At 55.5% G+C, this 20,224-nt stretch carries 16 protein-coding genes and 2 pseudogenes; 6 read left to right on the top strand and 12 right to left on the bottom strand.

What is annotated here, in order from left to right; translation table 11 throughout:
• Nucleotides 1-116: 116 nt before the first annotated feature.
• From ACWYRJ_RS16570 to ACWYRJ_RS16545, 6 genes and pseudogenes are all read right to left on the bottom strand, one after another.
• Nucleotides 117-1,352 (bottom strand): annotated as a pseudogene (locus tag ACWYRJ_RS16570) (glycoside hydrolase family 1 protein); the annotation flags it as partial.
• 12 nt (nt 1,353-1,364) lie between these two features.
• Nucleotides 1,365-3,330, bottom strand: a pseudogene (gene bglF, locus ACWYRJ_RS16565) (PTS beta-glucoside transporter subunit IIABC).
• Between the two features lie 24 nt (nt 3,331-3,354).
• On the bottom strand, nt 3,355-4,188 hold the full coding sequence (gene licT / locus ACWYRJ_RS16560; RefSeq protein ID WP_455508289.1) for a BglG family transcription antiterminator LicT: 834 nt from the start codon (nt 4,186-4,188) through the stop codon (nt 3,355-3,357).
• Between the two features lie 166 nt (nt 4,189-4,354).
• Nucleotides 4,355-5,644 (bottom strand): carbohydrate porin, encoded by a 1,290-nt coding sequence (locus tag ACWYRJ_RS16555; protein ID WP_455508290.1) that lies wholly within the window; start codon nt 5,642-5,644, stop codon nt 4,355-4,357.
• 358 nt (nt 5,645-6,002) lie between these two features.
• The gene (gene dusC, locus ACWYRJ_RS16550) at nt 6,003-6,935 is read right to left on the bottom strand and encodes a tRNA dihydrouridine(16) synthase DusC (RefSeq protein ID WP_133294811.1); all 933 of its coding nucleotides are present in this window, start codon (nt 6,933-6,935) and stop codon (nt 6,003-6,005) included.
• 41 nt (nt 6,936-6,976) lie between these two features.
• A complete protein-coding gene (locus ACWYRJ_RS16545; RefSeq protein WP_149366479.1) occupies nt 6,977-7,774 on the bottom strand; it encodes an AraC family transcriptional regulator in 798 nt (265 codons plus the stop codon).
• 59 nt (nt 7,775-7,833) lie between these two features.
• On the opposite strand from ACWYRJ_RS16545, the gene ACWYRJ_RS16540 reads away from it, so the two are divergent.
• From ACWYRJ_RS16540 to ACWYRJ_RS16515, 6 genes are all read left to right on the top strand, one after another.
• Nucleotides 7,834-8,538 carry a type 1 glutamine amidotransferase gene (locus ACWYRJ_RS16540; protein WP_455508288.1) on the top strand — a complete coding sequence of 235 codons (705 nt, stop codon included), beginning with the start codon at nt 7,834-7,836 and terminating at the stop codon, nt 8,536-8,538.
• Nucleotides 8,539-8,728: 190 nt separating this feature from the next.
• Nucleotides 8,729-9,124, top strand: coding sequence for a CidA/LrgA family protein (locus ACWYRJ_RS16535; RefSeq protein ID WP_455508287.1), 396 nt, complete (start codon nt 8,729-8,731; stop codon nt 9,122-9,124).
• Nucleotides 9,121-9,816 (top strand): CidB/LrgB family autolysis modulator, encoded by a 696-nt coding sequence (locus tag ACWYRJ_RS16530; RefSeq protein ID WP_223579954.1) that lies wholly within the window; start codon nt 9,121-9,123, stop codon nt 9,814-9,816. The genes ACWYRJ_RS16535 and ACWYRJ_RS16530 overlap by 4 nt, the downstream gene beginning before the upstream one ends.
• Before the next feature lie 129 nt (nt 9,817-9,945).
• The gene (gene cdd / locus ACWYRJ_RS16525) at nt 9,946-10,830 is read left to right on the top strand and encodes a cytidine deaminase (RefSeq protein ID WP_133294814.1); all 885 of its coding nucleotides are present in this window, start codon (nt 9,946-9,948) and stop codon (nt 10,828-10,830) included.
• 127 nt (nt 10,831-10,957) lie between these two features.
• Entirely contained in the window at nt 10,958-11,674 is a 717-nt protein-coding gene (gene sanA, locus ACWYRJ_RS16520; protein ID WP_455508286.1) for an outer membrane permeability protein SanA, read from the top strand.
• 124 nt (nt 11,675-11,798) lie between these two features.
• Nucleotides 11,799-13,187, top strand: coding sequence for a glutamine synthetase family protein (locus ACWYRJ_RS16515; RefSeq protein WP_455508285.1), 1,389 nt, complete (start codon nt 11,799-11,801; stop codon nt 13,185-13,187).
• Between the two features lie 50 nt (nt 13,188-13,237).
• Here the strand turns inward: ACWYRJ_RS16515 and mglC are convergent, their stop codons facing one another.
• The 6 genes from mglC to folE all read right to left on the bottom strand — a co-directional run bounded on the left by mglC (nt 13,238) and on the right by folE (nt 20,180).
• Complete coding sequence (gene mglC / locus ACWYRJ_RS16510; RefSeq protein ID WP_008500921.1) at nt 13,238-14,248, bottom strand: galactose/methyl galactoside ABC transporter permease MglC; 1,011 nt, start codon at nt 14,246-14,248, stop codon at nt 13,238-13,240.
• A 15-nt stretch (nt 14,249-14,263) separates the two neighbouring features.
• A complete protein-coding gene (mglA, locus tag ACWYRJ_RS16505) occupies nt 14,264-15,784 on the bottom strand; it encodes a galactose/methyl galactoside ABC transporter ATP-binding protein MglA (protein WP_008500922.1) in 1,521 nt (506 codons plus the stop codon).
• Nucleotides 15,785-15,863: 79 nt separating this feature from the next.
• Entirely contained in the window at nt 15,864-16,862 is a 999-nt protein-coding gene (gene mglB / locus ACWYRJ_RS16500; RefSeq protein WP_008500923.1) for a galactose/glucose ABC transporter substrate-binding protein MglB, read from the bottom strand.
• Between the two features lie 294 nt (nt 16,863-17,156).
• Nucleotides 17,157-18,179, bottom strand: coding sequence for an HTH-type transcriptional regulator GalS (galS, locus tag ACWYRJ_RS16495; protein WP_149366476.1), 1,023 nt, complete (start codon nt 18,177-18,179; stop codon nt 17,157-17,159).
• Nucleotides 18,180-18,334: 155 nt separating this feature from the next.
• Nucleotides 18,335-19,492: a DUF418 domain-containing protein YeiB gene (gene yeiB / locus ACWYRJ_RS16490; protein ID WP_136195430.1), complete on the bottom strand. Its 1,158-nt coding sequence runs from the start codon at nt 19,490-19,492 to the stop codon at nt 18,335-18,337.
• A gap of 19 nt (nt 19,493-19,511) precedes the next feature.
• The gene (gene folE / locus ACWYRJ_RS16485; RefSeq protein ID WP_025756263.1) at nt 19,512-20,180 is read right to left on the bottom strand and encodes a GTP cyclohydrolase I FolE; all 669 of its coding nucleotides are present in this window, start codon (nt 20,178-20,180) and stop codon (nt 19,512-19,514) included.
• Nucleotides 20,181-20,224 lie beyond the last annotated feature (44 nt).

The raw sequence follows: 20,224 nt of genomic DNA, 5'->3' as shown, positions 1-20,224 counted from the left end.
TACGAGCGCTGAACAAAATGACGAAAGCAGGTATGCCTGAAAGCGTGCGTATTGCCTGAAAACACAACCCGCTACGGGGGAGACTTACCCGAAATCTGATTTATTCAACAAAGCCGATCGATTGGCCCCCAGCTGGTATATCCCATCACCTCAACGCCGTCGTCAATGGCCTCACGCACCTGTACCAGATGGTCGTTAAGGTAGCTGATGCGATAGTCATCCTGCACCACGCCGTCCGCATCCGGTTTATCCTTCGCCCCGAGGCCATTTTCCACGATAAACAACGGCTTCTGATAGCGATCCCAGAGCACGTTTAACAGGGTACGCAGGCCGATGGGGTCAATCTGCCAGCCCCATTCGGAACTTGCCAGATGCGGGTTTGGCACCATGCTCAGGATGTTGCCGCGCGCCTGCTGGTTGAGAGCTTCATCCGCGGTAACGCAGCCCGTCATGTAGTAGCTGAAGGAGATAAAATCGACGGTCGATTTCAGCGCTTCGCGGTCGGCGTCCGTGACCTCAAGCTGAATACCGCTGTCGCGGAAGAAGCGCTGCATATACCCCGGGTAGGCGCCGCGGCACTGCACGTCGCCAAAGAACTGCCAGGTGCGGTTTTCCTGCAGCGTCTTCAGAACATCTTCCGGCTTGCAGGTCAGCGGATACATCAGGCCGCCCAGCAGCATGTTGCCAATTCTGGCATCAGGAACGATCTCGTGGCAGGCCTTCACCGCCAGCGCGCTGGCCACCAGCTGGTGGTGGATTGCCTGATACACTTCACCTTTGCTGCTGGTTTCCGGCAGGCCCACGCCGGTCATCGGCGCGTGGAGAGACATATTGATCTCGTTGAAGGTCAGCCAAAGCTTCACCTTCTCTTTGTAGCGCACGAACACGGTACGGGCATAGCGTTCAAAGAAGCCGATAGTCTGGCGGCTGCCCCACCCGCCGTACTGCTTCACCAGCCCCCACGGCATTTCGTAATGCGACAGCGTCACCAGCGGGGTAATGTTGTGCGCAGCAAGCTCGTCAAACAGCCGGTCGTAAAACGCCAGCCCCGCCTCGTTAGGCTGCTGCTCATCGCCGTTCGGAAAAATGCGGGTCCAGGCAATGGAGACGCGCAGGCAGCTAAAGCCCATCTCAGCGAACAGTTTGATGTCTTCCGGATAGCGATGATAGAAGTCGATGGCAACATCCTTGATGCCGCTGTCACCCGCCACGCGCTCAACCACCGGGCCAAAGACACCGCGCGGCTGAACGTCTGAGGTGGACAGCCCTTTTCCCTCTTCCAGATACGCGCCCTCTACCTGATTCGCGGCAACCGCGCCGCCCCATAAAAAATCGTCCGGGAAAGTATTCATCACGTTCTCCTGTTATTGATGGCTTACGCTGAGTAACGGCGCACCGGCAATGACGGACGTTGCCGCCACGGTCACCACGTCGCGATACTCATCGCTGTTACTGATAATAATCGGGGTCGCCAGGTCGTATCCGGCATCGATAATCGCCTGTCGGTCAAACTCCAGCAGCAGATCGCCGGGCTGCACCTTGTCACCCACCTTCACGTGGGCGGTAAACGGCCTGCCGTCGAGCTTCACGGTGTCGATCCCCACGTGGATTAACACTTCAATCCCGCTGTCGCTAAGCAGGCCGATGGCGTGTTTGGTCTGGAAAAGAGAGGCCACCACGCCGGCAAACGGGGCAACCACTTTGTTATCGGAGGGAATAATCGCGGCACCGCTGCCCAGCAGGCCGCTGGCAAAGGTGGTATCCGGCACCTGGTCGAGCGCAAGAACGGTACCGGTCATCGGTGCCAGCACATCGTTTTCGCCCGCGGTGACCACCCCTTCTGGCGCGGTGTTTCCTGGCATACCGGCGACCAGCGTCAGGCCGCAGCTCAACACCAGCGCCACCACCGTACCGATAATGCCGCCCCACAGCGTGGCGTCCACGCCGCCCGGCGGGATCATCTGGGCGATGGTAAAGATATTGGCGAAGCCGAAAGAGTAAACGTGGGTGTCACTAAAGCCGACAATCGCCCCGCCGATAGCCCCCGCCACGCAGCCGAAAATAAACGGACGGCGCAGCGGCAGGTTTACGCCATACACTGCGGGTTCGGTGATACCGAAAATACCTGCCGTCACGGATGAACCGGCCAGCATTTTCTGACGCGCATCGCGGGTGCGCAGGAAAATCCCCAGCGCCGCCCCCACCTGACCAAACACAGCGGGCAAGAGCATGGGCAGCATGGAGTCATGCCCCAGCACCGCCAGGTTGTTAATCATCAGCGGCACCAGCCCCCAGTGCAGGCCAAAAATAACGCAGACCTGCCATAGCGCGCCCATCGCCGCACCCGCCAGCCACGGCGCCAGAACGTAAATACTCTGATAGCCGTTCGCCAGCAGCTGGCTCAGCCAGGTCGCCAGCGGCCCGATAACGAGGAAAGTCAGCGGCACGGTCACGCCCAGACAGATCAGCGGCGCGAAGAAGTTTTTCATCGAGGAAGGCAGCAGCCTGGTGCTTTGTTTTTCAAGCCAGCAGCTCACCCACGCGGCGAGAATAATCGGGATCACCGACGAGCTGTAGTTGAACCAGGTGACGGGAATGCCCAAAAAGGCTTCCGACACCGCGCCCGGCTGCTGGCTGGCGTTAAACGCCGCAATCATTACCGGATGGGTGAGCGCCCCGCCGATCACCATGGTAATGAATGGGTTTCCGCCGAACTTTTTCCCGGCGGTATAGCCCAGCACCAGCGGGAAGAAGAAGAACAGCGCGTCGCTGGCAGCAAACCAGATTTTATACGTGCCGCTCCCGGTCGTGAGCCAGCCGCACACCACGGCCAGCGCCAGCAGCCCCTTCAGAATACCGGACGCGGCCAGAATGCCGATAAACGGGGTAAAGATGCCGGAGACGATGTCAATCAGACGGCCCAACAGGTTACCCTTTTCACCCTTCTCTTCCGCGACGGGCGCGTCGTCGGTAAGGCCTGCTTCATTGCGCACCGCCTGCCAGACGTCGTGAACGTGGTTGCCAATCACCACCTGAAACTGGCCGCCGCTTTCGACCACCATGATCACGCCCGGATTTTTCTTGAGCCCTTCCGCATCGGCGCGTTGATTATCTTTAAGTTTGAAGCGAAGCCGGGTCGCACAGTGTACGAGACTGACGATGTTCTCTTTTCCGCCAACGTGGCCGAGAATATCCTTCGCTAAAGCCTGGTATTCCATCTCGATTTCCTTACATCCGATGCCCGCAGGCACCTGTTGACTGAGTACAAAAATAAAAAAACCCGAGAACGGCCTTCTGACGAAGGCCGCGCTCAGGTTTTGCCTGCGTGATGCAGTAACAATCCTGTTTTGAGGCTTAACGCCCCTCTTTTCTCACCCGCTCGATATGAATGGCGAGGAACATAATTTCTTCGGTCGTCAGCTCACGCTGATAGCTTTTGTTCAGGTGCTGGGCGATTTTCTCGGCGCATTTCCACGCTTTCGCGTAGTTGTCTTTTACTGCCGTATGCAGCGAGACATCGTCATCTTCCACCACGGTGCGGGAGAGCATCCGCTGGGCAAAAAACTTCAGGTGGGTGACAAAACGCTGATAGCTGAGCGACTCTTCGTCATACTCAAGCTGCAGCTGATACTTCACCAGCTGGAGGATCTCCTGCATCACCCGCGTCACGTGCATCACCTCCGGCATTTCGCTGTTCAGCTGCGCGGTGACCAGATGCAGCGCGATAAAACCGGCCTCATCCTCCTCCAGTTCGACGTTCAGGCGTCTGGCGATAATGGCCCGCGCCTCCTGCCCTAACTCGAACTCCTTCGGATACAGCCGTTTAATATCCCACAGCAGCACGTTTTTGATGGCCAGCCCGTTCTTCTGCCGCTCAATAGCAAAGTAGCAGTGATCGGTGAGGGTGATATACAAGCTCTCCTGCAGCTTGCCCAGCCGCTGCGCCGCCAGCCCGATGATGCGGTCGCAGGTGGTCATCACCTCCAGCGGAATTTGACTCAGCAGCTCTCCGAGCCGACGCACCAGTTCATCGCTTTGTAACGCAAACACCTTTTCAACCAACGCGGTATCCAGCGCTTCACCGACGCGCTTCTGAAAGGCCAGCCCACGGCCCATCACCACCTGTTCACGCCCGCGCTCATCCTGAACAACCACCACGTTATTATTGAGTATCTTGGCGATTTTCATCGGAACCCCAGAAACAAAAAAACCTGACCTCCGGCAGATGCCAGAAAATCAGGTTTTGCCTGCCTAAGCAGTAACAATCCAGTTCTGGCACTCTATCAGTTTCATTCGTAGCCTCAATGCGTCACGCGTCAGAAACGTGACGCGGATCGAACTTGCTACGGTGATATTAGAAGGTCACCACCGTTTTCAGCTCGGTGACCCAGGCATCCTGGGTGCGGCTGACCCCACCGGGATGGTGCCAGTACTGAATGCCCGGCTGCAGTTCTAGCCATGACGCCGGACGAAAACGGTAGTAAAACTCGCCGTTCAGGGAATGGCCCGGCACCGGGTGATATGCAGGATTGTTGTAATCGCTAACGCCGCTCAGGCTGTTCAGATAACGCTGATTGCGGGCGTACTGGCTGCTCATATCAATCCAGGTTAAGCCAAAGCCAATCCAGTCTTCCGGACGGGCGTCAAACAGCCCGCGGTAGCGCAGCGAGGCGGCATAAACCTGATGCATGTAGTTAGTGCTCTGATCCGCAAGGCTCATGCTGAACGAGGTGCTCAACCCGCGATTTGGGTCACCCTGATGCTGCGTTAGCTGCTGGTTCAGACCGGCGTACATAAACCAGGTCCGGCTGTGGGTATCAAATCCGTTTGGATCCGTCGCGCCCGGCCCACCGGATTTGCCGCGATAGAGATCGGTTTGCGGCGCGTTGGTAAACACCACGCCCAGGTTGTACGCGCCCGGCAGACCGTTAATCAGCGGACGCGCTTCGATTTCAACCGGCAGTAGTACCCCTTTGCTGCCCTTCGTCGACCAGCTCCAGGCGTGGCTGCGACTGGCGGCCTGCGGATTCTGCTCCATCACGCCGCCTTTTAAGGTCAGCGTCGGCGTTAATTGATAGGCAAGCGTGGTGCCCCAGGTGTGCACGTTCCAGTTGTTCCAGGTCAGTGAGTTGGCGGACTTTCCACCGCACTGGGACAGCAGCTGGAAATCACAGGGGATAATTTGATCGAAGGTCTGCACCTTGTTCATCATCCCTATGCGCCAGGTCAGACGCCGGTCGTCAAAGCTGCGGGCAAAGGTCAGCCAGCCCAGACGGGTAATGGATTGCCCGCCCCAGCTCTCCTGGGTCAAATCGTTAAAGTTGACGCGCGGATCCTGCACGCGTTTGGTGGTGAGATCGTCATTGTGGTTGCGGTTAACGATGTTTCCCTCGATACGCGCGTCCGGGATACCGGTCCAGCGCTCCAGGTCCTGGTTGAAGGTCAGCGCGAACTGGTCAATATAGGCCACGTGGGAGTCGTGGTTATATCCGCCACCGCCGTTCCAGCCAATTTCATTCAGGTATCCGAGGTTATAGGTAAAACCGTTATCGTTAAGGATTTTACGTATGCCGAGCATTTCGCCCAGAACAGGCTCCGGCGGAGCTTCAAACCCTAATACCGTTCCGTTCCAGTCTTGCGCCATCGACAGCGGGGATATCGCCAATAAGGCGAACACATAGAGTTTATTTTTATATGCCATAATAACAACCTGTGATTGAGTATTGAGTGCGTAACCGGCCGCAGGAAGTTTTTCTATTTCCTGTCGATAATTCATTTTTTAAAATCATTAAAAAGCGCTAAGCCAAATGTCTCTCCTGCGTAAACGACAGGCAAAAAAAAACCTAAGCGCTCCACAGCGAAAATGCTGTGAAACGCTTAGGTTTTGCCTGTTAACCAGTAACAATCCTGCGTTGAAAACAGTGGCACCTTAACACCGTCGCGCCACGTTGAAAACCTGAACTGTTTTCTGTTTTAAAAAAGTGTGAGCAATTTAACGCTTATTATTTCGACTGAATTACCCGGGCAATATCAGCCGACGTCTGTAAAGTACGAATCTCCTGAAATAACCCCAGCGCTTCATCGTACTCTTTGCGTAAATAACTCAGCCACTGCTTAATTCGCGCGACGTGATACAAACCGGTATCGCCCTGCTTTTCCAGACGGCTGTATTTTTGCAGCAGCGTGACGACGTCTGCCCACGGCATTCGCGGTTCGTTATATTTCACCACCCGGCTGAGGTTAGGGACGTTCAGGGCGCCGCGACCGATCATTACCGCATCGCAGCCGGTGGCCTGCAGACAGGCCTGCGCGCTCTCGTAGTCCCAGATTTCGCCGTTAGCGATCACCGGAATAGAGAGGCGTTTGCGGATCTCGCCGATCGCATGCCAGTTTATGCGCTCGGCTTTGTAGCCGTCTTCTTTGGTGCGGCCATGCACCACCAGCTCGGTGGCTCCGGCCTGCTGCACCGCATCGGCGATTTCAAACTGCCGCGCGTCGCTGTCCCATCCCAGGCGCACCTTAACCGTCACCGGCAAATGCGCGGGCACTGCCTCACGCATGGCTTTCGCGCCGCGATAAATCAGCTCAGGATCTTTCAGCAAGGTCGCCCCGCCGCCGCTGCCGTTCACCAGCTTCGACGGACAGCCGCAGTTGAGATCCACCCCGTAAGAGCCCAGCTCAACCGCGCGGGCGGCGTTTTCCGCCAGCCATTCAGGATACTGGCCGAGCAGTTGAATACGCACCAGCGTACCGGAAGAGGTCCGGCTCTGGTTGTGCAGCTCGGGGCATAGACGGTAGAAGGATTTTACCGGCAACAGCATATCGACCACGCGCAGAAATTCCGTCACGCAGAGATCGTAGTCGTTCACCTCGGTCAGAAGCTCGCGCACGAGGGAGTCGAGCACGCCTTCCATTGGGGCCAGTAAAACACGCATAGCAGTACCTGTGAAAAAAGACGCGCTATAGTAGCCGCTCTCTATATCGCTGGGAAGCGCTTCTGTTCAGGGAGAAAGTCAGCCGGAGTTGCCCCGACAACGGCGCGAAACGCCGCCGCAAATGCCGCCTGCCCTGAAAACCCCAGCATCCAGGCCACCTGCTTAACCGGGTATCCGTTGGCGAGCAGGTCCAGCGAGGCACAGATCCTTGCGCGCTGTCGCCAGGCCCGGAAGCTAAAGCCGGTATCTTTGATAAACGCGCGTGAGAATGTGCGTTCAGACATAGCGGCCTGTTCCGCCAGCCTTTCCATAGAAACATCCCAGAGATTGCTGGCAATGATGTCACAGGCAACGCGATGTAAGCGCTCATCCACGGGCATCGGTAATTCGGCCGAGATTTGCTGAGCTTCACTGAGAATATCGAGCAGCAAAACGGCCATGCTGCGCTGACTGGCTGGCCGGTATTCCGCGCTGAACAGCCCGGCAATCAGCTCTTTGAACAACGCTGTTGCCATAATGACGTGAACCTCTTCTTTCCGTTTAAAAGATCCGCATTGCGATATCAGCGTGGGGCTAAACCAGACCGCGCGGAGCTCCGTTGCGGATAACACGCTATAGGTGTGTTCCTGAAAGGGAGGGATCCACAGCGCGCGCTGCGGCGGTATGACCCAACGCTTATTGCCGGTTTCGACCAGCATCACCCCTTTGATGGCAAACAAAAGCTGTCCCTGTGAATGCTGGTGAGGCGGATCCACTTCGCCGCGCGTATAGCTAATAGCCCCTCTGGACCATCCGATGTCATCGTCATGAATTGGCGTTTTATCGATAACGGTTGGCATTTCACATTCCTCCCTTCCACTTATGATACTGCTTGTACACGTAACCGGAGAGAGACGCAATGCACATTCATTTTATCATTCATGAACATTTCGAAGCGCCGGGCGCCTATGAAATCTGGGGTAAAAGCCGCGGCCATACTCTGAGCTACACCAGAGTTTATCAGGGCGATCCTTTACCCGAGGAGCCGGGGACCACGGACCTGCTTATCATCATGGGAGGCCCGCAGTCCCCCGCTACCACGCCTGAGGAATGCCCCTGGTTCGATGCACAGGCGGAGAAGGCACTCATCAGCCGCGCGATAGAGGCAGGTAAAACGGTGATAGGCGTTTGTCTTGGCTCGCAGCTTATCGGCGAAGCGCTGGGGGCAGCGTTTAGCCATAGCCCGGAAAAAGAGATCGGCAAATTTCCCGTCAGGCTCACCGATGCAGGCAAGGCGAACCCGCTGTTTGCGGATTTTGGCCACGAATTGAACGTCGGTCACTGGCATAACGATATGCCTGGGTTGACGCCACAGGCTAAGGTGCTCGCTTACAGCGAGGGCTGTCCCCGCCAGATCGTGCAATACAGCGAACGGGTTTACGGTTTCCAGTGCCATATGGAGCTGACGCCGGAGGTGGTAGAGTTGCTGATTGAGCATTCGCAGAGTGACCTCCGCCGCGCGGGTGAATTCCGTTTTGTCGAAACGGCGGAAAAACTCCGCTCGCATGATTATCGCGAAATGAACCAGGTGCTGTTTTCTTTTCTCGATAAACTGACCGCCTGACGCTGATGCCTTCTCTGGCGCGTTACTTCGCCAGTGCAATTCCTTTCCTCTAAACTATTGCCTGCACCAGTAAGATGATACCGGACGTTCCATTCCGGAATGTCTGGTATGCTCAAAATTCATGATGTGATCCGTGGCACATTTTTAAGTTTAATTGTATGATGAATGCGTTTCAGCAAGGACTATCACCATGAGCAAAACATTGAACATTATCTGGCAATATCTGCGCGCATTCGTCCTGATTTACGCCTGTCTGTATGCCGGGATTTTCATCGCGTCGCTGCTGCCCATCACCATTCCCGGCAGCATTATCGGCATGCTGATCCTCTTTGTGTTGCTGGCGCTGCAAATCCTGCCTGCAAAGTGGGTCAATCCCGGCTGCTTCGTCCTCATTCGCTATATGGCGCTGCTTTTCGTGCCTATCGGCGTCGGGGTCATGCAGTATTTTGATTTGCTCAAGGCCCAGTTCGGCCCGATTGTTGTCTCCTGCTCGGTGAGTACGCTGGTGGTTTTCCTGGTGGTGAGCTGGAGTTCGCATCTGGTGCATGGCGAACGTAACGTGGTCGGGGAGAAAACAAAAAAATGATGGCCAATATCTGGTGGTCGCTGCCGTTAACCCTGGCGGTGTTCTTTGCCGCGCGCAAGCTTGCCGCACGTTTTAAAATGCCGTTGCTGAACCCGCTGCTGGTGGCAATGGTGGTGATTATTCCGTTCCTGCTGCTCACCGGCATTTCTTACGAACGCTACTTTGCCGGCAGCAAAATTTTAAACGACCTGCTGCAGCCCGCCGTTGTGGCGCTCGCCTTTCCTTTATACGAGCAGCTGCACCAGATCCGCGCCCGCTGGAAATCCATCATTACCATCTGCTTTGTCGGCAGCCTGGTGGCGATGATCACCGGTACGTCGGTGGCGCTGTTGATGGGGGCCTCGCCGCAGATTGCCGCCTCTATTCTGCCTAAATCTGTGACCACGCCTATCGCGATGGCGGTTGGGGGTAGCCTCGGCGGGATCCCGGCCATTAGCGCGATGTGCGTCATTTTCGTCGGTATTCTCGGCGCGGTGTTTGGCCACAGCCTGCTGAACGGGATGCGCATTCATACTAAAGCGGCACGAGGTCTGTCGATGGGGACAGCTTCCCACGCCCTGGGCACTGCCCGCTGCGCGGAGCTGGATTATCAGGAAGGGGCGTTTAGCTCGCTGGCGCTGGTGATCTGCGGAATTATCACCTCCCTGCTGGCCCCGTTCATTTTCCCGCTGATTCTGGCGGTGATGGGCTAAAATTTGCGATGCGTCGCGCAAATTTCATTTTGCTTTCATAAGTTGCATACATAATGAGAAGTGGATCACATATAAAGCCCTGGCGGCTCCGTAAACTACCGATCCATTAACCTTTATGAGGCAAACGCCATGCACCCACGTTTTCAAGCTGCTTTCGCCCAGCTTGCAGAGAATTTGCAGTCAGCCCTGGCTCCCGTTCTGGCAGATGCACACTTCCCCGCCCTGCTGACCGCGGAGCAGGTCACGATGCTGAAACAGGCAACGGGACTGGACGAAGACGCGCTGGCTTTCGCACTGCTACCCCTGGCTGCCGCCTGCGCGCGGGCCGATCTCTCCCACTTCAACGTCGGGGCCATTGCGCGCGGCGTCAGCGGTACCTGGTACTTCGGCGGCAACATGGAGTTCCTGGGCGCGACCATGCAGCAAACGGTTCACGCCGAGCAGAGCGCCATCAGCCACGCCTGGCTGCGCGGTGAAAAAGCGCTGAGCGCCATTACCGTTAACTACACTCCGTGCGGCCACTGCCGTCAGTTTATGAACGAGCTGAACAGCGGGCTGCAGCTGCGCATCAATCTGCCGGGCCGCGCGCCGCACACGCTGGGCGATTATCTGCCTGACGCATTTGGTCCGAAAGATCTGGAGATCAAAACGCTGCTGATGGACGATCAGGACCACGGTTACGCCCTGTCCGGCGATGACCTGAGTCAGGCAGCGATTCGCGCGGCGAATAAAAGTCACACGCCATACAGCAAGTCCCCGAGCGGCGTAGCGTTGCAGTGCCGTGATGGCCGAATCTTCACCGGCAGCTATGCGGAAAACGCCGCGTTTAACCCAACCCTGCCACCGCTGCAGGGCGCGCTTAACCTGCTGAGCCTGAACGGCTATGATTATCCGGACATTCAGCGCGCCATTCTGGCTGAGATTGCCGATGCGCCGCTGATCCAGTGGGATGCCACCGCCGCAACGCTCAAAGCGCTGGGCTGCACGACGATCGACCGCGTACTGCTGGCGTAATCCTTCCGGCGGGCAAAAATGCCCGCCCGTTTGCTGAAAAACCCCTCAGTTGAGTCGCTGTTTCTTGCGCTAACCAGGCGGGTAAAGTAGCCTGAGTTAAATTTCACCTTCGGTACGAGCCATCTGCATGTTAAAGCGCGTTTTTTACAGCCTGTCTGTCCTGGTCGGCATACTGCTGTTGATCGTGCTGGGGCTCGACCGCTGGATGAGCTGGAAAACCGCCCCCTACATCTTTGATGACCTGCAGGACCTGCCGTATCGTCAGGTTGGCGTGGTGCTCGGCACCGCCAAGTATTACCGCACAGGCGTAATCAATCAGTATTATCGTTACCGCATCCAGGGCGCGCTGAACGCCTACAACAGCGGCAAGGTGAACTACCTGCTGCTGAGCGGCGATAACGCCCTGCAAAGCTACAATGAACCGGTGACGATGCGTAAGGACCTGATTGCCGCGGGCGTGGATCCGGCCGATATCGTGCTCGACTACGCCGGGTTCCGCACCCTGGACTCCATCGTGCGCACGCGCAAAGTCTTCGACACCAACGACTTCATCATCATCACCCAGCGCTTCCACTGCGAGCGCGCGCTGTTTATCGCCCTGCATATGGGCATTCAGGCGCAGTGCTACGCGGTGCCGTCGCCAAAAGATATGATGAGCGTGCGCGTGCGCGAGTTCGGCGCCCGCTTTGGTGCCCTGGCCGATCTGTATATCTTCAAACGCGAACCGCGCTTTTTAGGCCCTCTGGTGCCGATTCCGGCGATGCACGCAGTGCCGGAAGACGCGCAGGGTTACCCGGCCGTCACGCCCGAGCAGCTGCTCGATATGCAAAAAAAAGAGAAATAACGGGACCGCCTTTATACTTTCTTTACGGCCGGCCTGACGCTTTTTATCTCCCCTTTACGTCTGCTCTTTTAAGCTGAGTTCACTGCCGCTACGGCTTCATTGAAGAATGACTATGAACTCGATAATGAATACGTTTTTCCTTAAAAGTCTCCGCCCCTACTTTAACTTTCCCGGTTTATCACTCCCTGGCGCACTTAATTCTGGTCTCTGGCTGGATGAAAAAATTGACGCCCTGCAGCACAACGTTGCCGTGGAAGTGGCCGATTACCTGGAACGCTACCCGCAAACGAAACATGTTGACGTTTATCTGAACGATATCAACGGCACGATGCGCGGCAAGCGCCTCTCGGTAGAGAGCATGCTGCCCCTGGAAAAAGGCTGTTATTTTCCCCTTTCCGTCTACTCGATGGATCAGAAAGGAAAAATTGCCGCGCCGCTTTATGATGAACCCGACCGGCTGTGCGTCCCGGTCGCCGGCTCCCTGCGCCCCTGTCCGCAGGATCCGGAGCACGCCGCGCAGATCATGCTGACGATGAAGGACAGCGACGATAACCCCTGCCCGCTTGAGCCGCGCGTGATACTGCAGAACGTACTGGCCCGCTTCCACCAGCACGACCTCTTCCCGGTTATTGCACCTGAAATTGAGTTCTATCTGACGGGACATAACGATCGCGATCCGCAAAATCAGGGCTGTTTTCATATGGATACCTCGTCGGCGCATGCGGCGCTGTTTGACGAGCTGGAACAGCTGGCCCACCTGCAGCGCATCCCGCTGTCAGGGGTCGTGGCGGAAGCCGAGTCCGGACAGTACGAATTAAACCTGAAGCACAGCCATCGCGTCGTTGAGGTCTGCGATAACGTGCTGGCGCTTCGTCGCCTGACCCGTTACGTTGCTGAAAAGCACGGTCTGCAGGCCAACTTTATGGCTAAGCCTTTCAGCCAGCTGGCCGGCAGCGGTTTGCACTTCCATTTCAGCCTGAACAATCGTCACGGCGAAAACGTCTTTGCTTCCCCGGTGAACGCGCTTAACAGCATGATACGTTTGTGCGTCGCGGGCCAGCTGGCGCTGATGCCCGCATCCGTCGCCATTCTTGCGCCAGGCGTCAACGCGTTTCGTCGCCTGCGTAAAAGCCTGACGGAACCCGTCTTTAACTCCTGGGGCTATAACACCCGCTCCGCCGCCCTGCGTATTCCCTGCTCGGATGAGAGTAACCGTCGTATCGAGTACCGGCTGGCCGGGGCCGATGCGAATCCGTATCTGGTGGCGGCCACTATCCTGACCGGCATGCTGTACGGGCTGGAACATATCGACGAGGGGGATCTCCCTGAACCGCAGCACGACCAACCGGAACTGCCGCTGTTCCAGCAGGAGGCGATTGAGGCCTTTGCCCGCTGTCAGTATCTCACCGACAGCCTGGGCGATGCCTTTTCCGAACAGTGGGTCGCCTGCAAGCTCTCTGAACTCGACTGGTTTGAGCGCATTGTGACCCGAGAGGAGTCCCATCTGGCATAGAGCATAAAAAAAGCCCGCTCGGTGAGCGGGCCGGGTATGGAGAGAGACGATTACTTCTTACGGGCGTACTTCAGTGAATCCAGCGCAACCGCGAAGATAATGATGGCGCCCTTGATGATGTACTGCCAGTACGGGTTCACGCCGATATAGGTCAACCCGTAGTTGATGACGGTGAAAATGATCACACCGGTCACCACGCCCAGTACCGTACCCACACCGCCGCTGAAGGAGACGCCGCCCACCACGCAGGCTGCGATCGCATCCAGCTCATACATGAAGCCGAGGTTGTTGGTAGCAGAGCCGATACGGCCCGCTTCCAGCATCCCGCCGAAGGCGTAGAACACGCCGGACAGGGCATAGATGATGAGCAGGTTCAGGGCTACGTTAACGCCGGAGACTTTCGCCGCTTCCGGGTTACCGCCGATGGCGAAGATGTTTTTGCCGAAGCGCGTTTTGTTCCACAGGATCCAGACGAAGGCCACCGCAATCAGCGCATAGAAGGTGATGTACGACAGGCGGAAGCTGCCAAGCGCAATAAACCCTTGCGTAAAGGTCGAGAAGCCGCTGTCAAAGCCCGAGATTGGCGAAGCACCGACGAAGTCGTAGTACAGGGAGTTGATACCGTAAACGATGATCATCGTACCCAGGGTGGTGATAAACGGCGTCACGTTCAGGTAGGCGATGATAATTCCGTTGATCAGACCAATCACCGCACCGATGGCGCAGACAATCAGGATCACCACGAAAATCGGCATGGTGGCCATTTCCGGGAAGACCTTGTTAGCGTTTTCCATCGACTGCAGCAGGGTTGCCGCGATAACCGCCGCCAGACCCACCTGGCGACCGGCAGAAAGGTCCGTCCCCTGGGTCACGATCAGGCCCGCCACGCCCAGCGCAATGATAATACGCACGGAGGACTGGGTCAGAATGTTACTCAGGTTCAGCAGGCTTAAGAACGTAGGGTCCTGGAAAATGATGATTGCCAGCAAGACTAAAAGAACAACGTAAATACCGCCTTCTTTCAGGTAAGTGAGAAAACTTTTTTTATTTAACGCACTCATGAGGAGCCCCTGATCTTAAAGGTGCAAAGACGCAAGACGCAAAATTTCGTTTTGCGTTGTCGTTTTGGTGTCAACAATACCGGCGACGAGACCATTGCTCATAACCAGAATACGATCCGTGATCCCTAACAATTCCGGCATTTCGGAAGAAATAATAATGATCCCTTTATTCTTTTTCGCCAGCTCGGCAATCAGCTGATAAATTTCAAACTTCGCGCCGACGTCAATACCGCGGGTAGGTTCATCCAGCATCAGAATTTCTGGCTGGGTTAATAACCAACGGCCGATAATCACTTTCTGCTGGTTACCGCCTGACAGCGAACCAATTTGGGTGCGATGGCCTGGCGTTTTCACGCGCATGGAGTCAATCACCCATTGGGTATCGCTTTTCATGCGGGAGTTATCCAGCAGCCCGACTTTGTTTTTGTAATTGCGAATGTTAGAAATTAACGAGTTAAAGTTAATATCCAGATAAGCATAAATACCGGTCGAACGACGCTCTTCCGTCACCAGCGCGAAACCATTATTAATAGCTTCGTTGGCGTTGTGGTTGTTAATTTTCTTACCGTGCAGCGTAATAGTGCCTTCGGCTTTCTCACGGATACCGAACAGGGTTTCCACGATATCGGTACGTTTTGCCCCGACCAGGCCGGCAATCCCCAGGATTTCACCTTTATGCAGGTCGAAGGAGACATCGCGTATAGACGGCTGACGTAACGAGGTCAGGTTGCGCACTTCCAGAATCACTTCACCCGGCTTGTTTTCTTTGTCAGGGAAGCGCTGGTTCAGGGAACGGCCGACCATCATGGCGATGATCTTGTCCATGTCCAGCCCTTCCAGCGGCTGCGTGGCAATCCACTGACCGTCGCGCAGGATGGTGATCTCATCGCACAGCTGGAAGATCTCTTCCATTTTGTGGGAGATGTACACAATGCCGCAGCCGCGATCTTTTAGCTTACGAATAATGGTAAAAAGGTGGTTAACCTCTTTTTCCGTTAATGACGATGTCGGTTCATCCATGATAACGATTTTCGCATCATAGGAGAACGCTTTGGCGATTTCGATCATCTGCATCTGGGAGACGGATAATGTTCCCACGCGGGCACGCGGATCGATATCAATATCCAGCTCGTCGAAAATCGCCTTGGTGTCGCGATACATTTTGTCCTGATCGACAAAGACACCTTTGGTTGGATAACGTCCCAACCACATGTTATCCATAACTGAACGCTGCAGCACCAGGTTTAATTCCTGGTGAACCATCGAGATACCGTTTTCCAGTGCTTCTTTCGCTGAATGGAAATCGATCTCTTTCCCCTGAAAAAGAATGCTGCCAGAATCTTTTTGATAGATCCCAAAAAGACATTTTAATAATGTTGATTTACCCGCACCGTTCTCCCCCATTAAGGCATGAATAGAGTGAGGACGAACTTTTAAATTAACATTATCGAGTGCCTTAACACCGGGAAATGACTTGTTGATACCGCTCATTTCCAACAGGTATTCACCGGATGACTGAGTTGTTGTGCTGACCATAATTATACCTTGTTGGCCTCGCATATCGCGTTATAAAAGGGCGCAACGAATTGCGCCCAGTGGAGACAGTACCGCTAACTTATTTACCGATAAACTCAGCCAGGTTGGACTGGTCTACGCCCACGTAAGGTACGCGAACAATTTTGTTGTCAATTTTCCAGTTGGTGCCATCTGCCGCGCCTTTGCCATCGGCGAGGTTTTTCGCCAGATCGAAGGTGGCTTTCGCCTGGTTGTTGGCATCGTTCAGCACGGTACCGGCCATCGCACCGGATTTAACCAGCGCCAGCGCTTCTGGCAGTGCATCCACGCCGAATACCGGGATTGAGGATTTGTTGTGTGCTTTCAGCGCTTCTACCGCACCCATTGCCATCGCATCGTTGTTGGCGATAACGACTTCGATTTTGTTGGCATTAGGGCCGGAAAGCCACGCGTCCATCTTATCTTTCGCCTGAGCGGTATCCCACATCGCGGTATCTAACGCCAGCTGCTGGGTTTTCAGGCCTTTGTCGTTCAGCTCTTTGATAACGTAGGTAGTACGCGCTTCAGCATCCGGGTGGCCTGGCTCGCCTTTCAGCAGCACGAACTGAATCTGACCGTCTTTATTCAGGTCCCAGTTCGGGTTCGCCGCCCAGTGTTTCGCGATCAAATCGCCCTGAATAATACCGGACTCTTTGGAGTCAGTACCGACGTAATACGCTTTGTCGTAGCTATCCAGCGCCTTACGGGAAGGTTCTTTGTTGAAGAAGACGATCGGCACGTTCTGACCGCGCGCTTTTTCAATGACCGTGCCTGCTGCAGCCGGGTCAACCAGGTTGATGGCTAGGGCTTTCACGCCTTTCGCCAGCAGAACGTCGATCTGGTCGTTCTGTTTGGACTGGTCATTCTGGGAGTCGTTCATCAGAAGCTGAACGTCTGGCGCTGCTTTCGCATCTTTCTCAATCGCTTTACGCACAACAGACATGAAGTTGTCGTCGTATTTATAGATGGTCACACCAATACGGGTATCCGCAGCGTGCGCTGCTGCACCAAAAAGCATGCTTGCCATTACAGCAGACAGGGTCAACACCTTCTTATTCATGGTATCTCCGGTTTTTTTATGCAGGGTAGTTCTTGTGAATAACGATCGGCGGGCAGGTGTTAATAAAACGTTACTGACAGCCGAAGTTCACTTATAAAATTTCTCTCTTCCGTGTTCGGTAACGCTCCAGAAATGCGTTTTATTCGTTGTTTGCGGCACATTGGCTATAGTGAAAGTGAATAATCACTGTTACATAGCGTTTCAGCCCCTAAAACGCTGACATCATAGTCAGCGCCTTGTTAAGATACTGTGAATTTACTCACAGATTGAAAACGGTTACATCACCTGATCTAATCAGTTAGTGATCGGAACCACAATTTGCCGAGCAGCGACGGAGTGGCGACGTACTAAAGTCGGCATGAAACAGTGCGTTGCGCCCGGATCCAGCAGCCCTGCCGCTCCCTGTAACGCCAGCTCAGTCGCCAGTTTCGCCATAGAGGCAATGGGGTAGCGCACCGTTGTCAGCTGCGGGTCGGTGTAACGGGCAATCGGGATATCATCAAAACCAATGAGTGATAAATGCTGTGGCACCGCAATGCCGTTATCCTTCAGTGCCGTCAGGGCGCCAGCCGCCATGCTGTCGTTATAGGCAAACACCGCAGACAGCTGCAGATTGCGGCCCAGCAGCTCCACCATCGCCGCTTCACCGCCCTGCATGTCCGGCGTGCCGGTCCCCACCCAGCTTTCGGATGGCGTAATGCCGTGCTCTTTCAGGGCATTTTGCCAGCCTTCGTGCCGCAGTTCGTCATCTTCAATCTGATGGCTGGAGGCCAGATAACCGATCCGCTGATGCCCGTTGTTGATGAGCATTTTCGTGGCCATCATGGCGCCGCTGACGTTATCGAGCCCGACGCAGCGGTGAGCATAGCCGGGGACAATGCGGTTGATCAGCACCATGCCCGGGATCTGCTCCATCAATCCGGTTAGCTCTTCATCGCTCAAGGCTTTTGAATGGACAATCAGGGCGTTACAGCGCTGGCGGATCAGCACTTCAATGGCATGACGCTCTTTTTCCGCTTCATGATAGCTATTACCGATCAGGACATATTTCTGATGCTGCTGTGCCACCATGTCGACCGCTTTCACCAGCGCGCCGAAAAAGGCATCCGAGACATCCATCACCACCACGCCGATGGTGTCGCTGACCTGCGTCGCAAGCGCCTGGGCATTGGCATTTGGCCGGTACCCGAGCTGGGTCACGGCTTTCATTACGGTTTCTCGGGTTTCAGGGCTGACCAGCGCGCTATTGTTCAGCACGCGTGAGACGGTAGCCACAGAAACGCCCGCCTGACGGGCGACGTCACGAATGGTGATCATATTCACCATCCTTCAAAGGATTGCAGCAACTCACAGACACCCCCTGTGTTTAGCAAGGTGGCTATTTTGGCAGCGAGAGAAAGGGGACTACGTGAAGAAGCTCACACTCATGAAAACGCTTACATCCGTTTTGTTAATGATTGTGATCCAGATCGTTATCTGGATGTGTTTTTCAATGATACCCCTGAAGCATATGCGGTTAACTGACGCCACACCCACTCCAGCGGTCCCTGGCGGAAATAGCGTAGCCAGAGAACAGAAAACGCCAGGTTTACCACCCAGACCGGAATAACAAACGCCAGCAGCGTAAGGCGGTCGAATTTCATAAACAGGCCAAAACGATAGAAAAGCGTGGTGCATATGAGCGTTTGCAGGAGGTAATTGCTCAACGCCATTCGGCCCACGCAGGCGATAGCGCTGACAATCCACAGGCGGGAAAGCGTTGGCCAGAAGCCATAGATCAGCGCCGCGTAGCCGATGGTCTGGAACGGCGCGCTCAGTTCACGCGGCACCTGGAGCAGGAACGCGCACCAGCGGTAATCCCAGTGGATATGCCACTGCACAATCACCGCCGGGAGGTTAATCAGCACGCCAAGCAGCACCAGACCGGCGCCGGTACGACGATAGTGACGCAGGCTGAATTCTCCTTTCAGCCACCCGGTGCGCATCAATGACGCGCCCATCAGCATCATGCCCGCCAGCTGCCAGCCGTATTGCGCGCCCAGCGCAAGGAGGTTGTCCCCCAGCATATCCGCGCGGTTGCTTATCGCTTCCGTACCACCTTTCAGCTTCCAGAACTGTTCGTACTGCAGGTTAGCGGCATCCGGGATCCATGAACGGTTTGTCGCCTCGCCGGAGATCATCCCCAGCAATAGCAGGACGCCAAGCCCCATCACATACAGCATCACGCCGGTGTTAAACAGGCTTTTTACGCTGTGCGCATCGCGAATGAGGCGCCAGCAGATGAGCCCGACTAACCCATACGCGAGAAGAATATCGCCGTCCCAGAAGAACAGGCCGTGGATAAAGCCGAGGAGAACCAGCAGCGTCAGGCGCGACTGGATCCAGCGCGTACCGCGTTTGAGGAGAAGCTGCAGGCCTGCGCCAAACAGCAGGGCAAAGAGCGTGAGGAATTTGACCTGCGCAAAGAGATCGAGGATCGCCCACGTCCAGGCATCACTGCGCGTGATGTCGCCATACCACGCAGGATTGAGATAAGCCGCCTTCGGCAAACCGAAGGCGGCGATATTAAGCAGCAGGATACCGAGAATGGCGACGCCGCGAACAAAATCGAGCGTGACGTTTCGCTCCATGGTCCCTGCCCTGTAAGACTTAGTTGTGATGACGTACGGCGCGCAGGAACTCCTGGCGGGTATTCTGGCTTGACTTAAACAGGCCGCCCAGCGAGGTGGTGGTCGTTGCACTGGTCGCATCACGCACGCCGCGCGCCTTCACGCAGTAGTGAACCGCGTCGATAGAGACGGCCACGTTATTGGTGCCCAGCAGCGTTTGCAGCGCAGTCAGGATCTGCTGCGTCAGACGCTCCTGCACCTGCGGACGCTGGGCAAAGAACTGCACGATGCGGTTGATCTTCGACAGGCCAATCACCGTATCTTTGGGGATATACGCCACGGTCGCTTTACCGTCGATGGTCACGAAATGGTGTTCGCAGGTGCTGGTCAGCGTGATATCGCGGACCGTTACCATCTCATCCACTTTCATCTTGTTTTCAATGACGGTGATTTTCGGGAAGTTGGCGTAATCCAGGCCGGAGAAAATTTCGTCGACGTACATTTTCGCGATGCGGTGCGGCGTCTCCATCAGACTGTCGTCACTCAGATCGAGATTCAGCAGCTCCATGATATCGGTCATATGACCGGCAATCAGACGCTTGCGGGTTTCATTGTCCATATCCTGAACGGGCGGACGCAGTGGCGTTTCAAGACCGCGCGCAACCAGGGCTTCATGGACCAGGGCAGCTTCTTTACTGAGTGATGACATTTTGTTCTCCTGCAGGTGTGGCGTCTTTTGCCCTCGTTGTGGCA

Source organism: Enterobacter sp. (assembly GCF_977039595.1).
This window is presented reverse-complemented; position numbering and strand designations above follow the sequence as displayed.

What these genes read in the sequence shown, in the direction of transcription:
- licT (WP_455508289.1), bottom strand. Translation starts at nt 4,188, where the DNA reads ATGAAAATCGCCAAGATACTCAATAATAACGTGGTGGTTGTTCAGGAT.
- ACWYRJ_RS16555 (WP_455508290.1), bottom strand. Translation starts at nt 5,644, where the DNA reads ATGGCGCAAGACTGGAACGGAACGGTATTAGGGTTTGAAGCTCCGCCG.
- dusC (WP_133294811.1), bottom strand. Translation starts at nt 6,935, where the DNA reads ATGCGTGTTTTACTGGCCCCAATGGAAGGCGTGCTCGACTCCCTCGTG.
- ACWYRJ_RS16545 (WP_149366479.1), bottom strand. Translation starts at nt 7,774, where the DNA reads ATGCCAACCGTTATCGATAAAACGCCAATTCATGACGATGACATCGGA.
- ACWYRJ_RS16540 (WP_455508288.1), top strand. Translation starts at nt 7,834, where the DNA reads ATGCACATTCATTTTATCATTCATGAACATTTCGAAGCGCCGGGCGCC.
- ACWYRJ_RS16535 (WP_455508287.1), top strand. Translation starts at nt 8,729, where the DNA reads ATGAGCAAAACATTGAACATTATCTGGCAATATCTGCGCGCATTCGTC.
- ACWYRJ_RS16530 (WP_223579954.1), top strand. Translation starts at nt 9,121, where the DNA reads ATGATGGCCAATATCTGGTGGTCGCTGCCGTTAACCCTGGCGGTGTTC.
- cdd (WP_133294814.1), top strand. Translation starts at nt 9,946, where the DNA reads ATGCACCCACGTTTTCAAGCTGCTTTCGCCCAGCTTGCAGAGAATTTG.
- sanA (WP_455508286.1), top strand. Translation starts at nt 10,958, where the DNA reads ATGTTAAAGCGCGTTTTTTACAGCCTGTCTGTCCTGGTCGGCATACTG.
- ACWYRJ_RS16515 (WP_455508285.1), top strand. Translation starts at nt 11,799, where the DNA reads ATGAATACGTTTTTCCTTAAAAGTCTCCGCCCCTACTTTAACTTTCCC.
- mglC (WP_008500921.1), bottom strand. Translation starts at nt 14,248, where the DNA reads ATGAGTGCGTTAAATAAAAAAAGTTTTCTCACTTACCTGAAAGAAGGC.
- mglA (WP_008500922.1), bottom strand. Translation starts at nt 15,784, where the DNA reads ATGGTCAGCACAACAACTCAGTCATCCGGTGAATACCTGTTGGAAATG.
- mglB (WP_008500923.1), bottom strand. Translation starts at nt 16,862, where the DNA reads ATGAATAAGAAGGTGTTGACCCTGTCTGCTGTAATGGCAAGCATGCTT.
- galS (WP_149366476.1), bottom strand. Translation starts at nt 18,179, where the DNA reads ATGATCACCATTCGTGACGTCGCCCGTCAGGCGGGCGTTTCTGTGGCT.
- yeiB (WP_136195430.1), bottom strand. Translation starts at nt 19,492, where the DNA reads ATGGAGCGAAACGTCACGCTCGATTTTGTTCGCGGCGTCGCCATTCTC.
- folE (WP_025756263.1), bottom strand. Translation starts at nt 20,180, where the DNA reads ATGTCATCACTCAGTAAAGAAGCTGCCCTGGTCCATGAAGCCCTGGTT.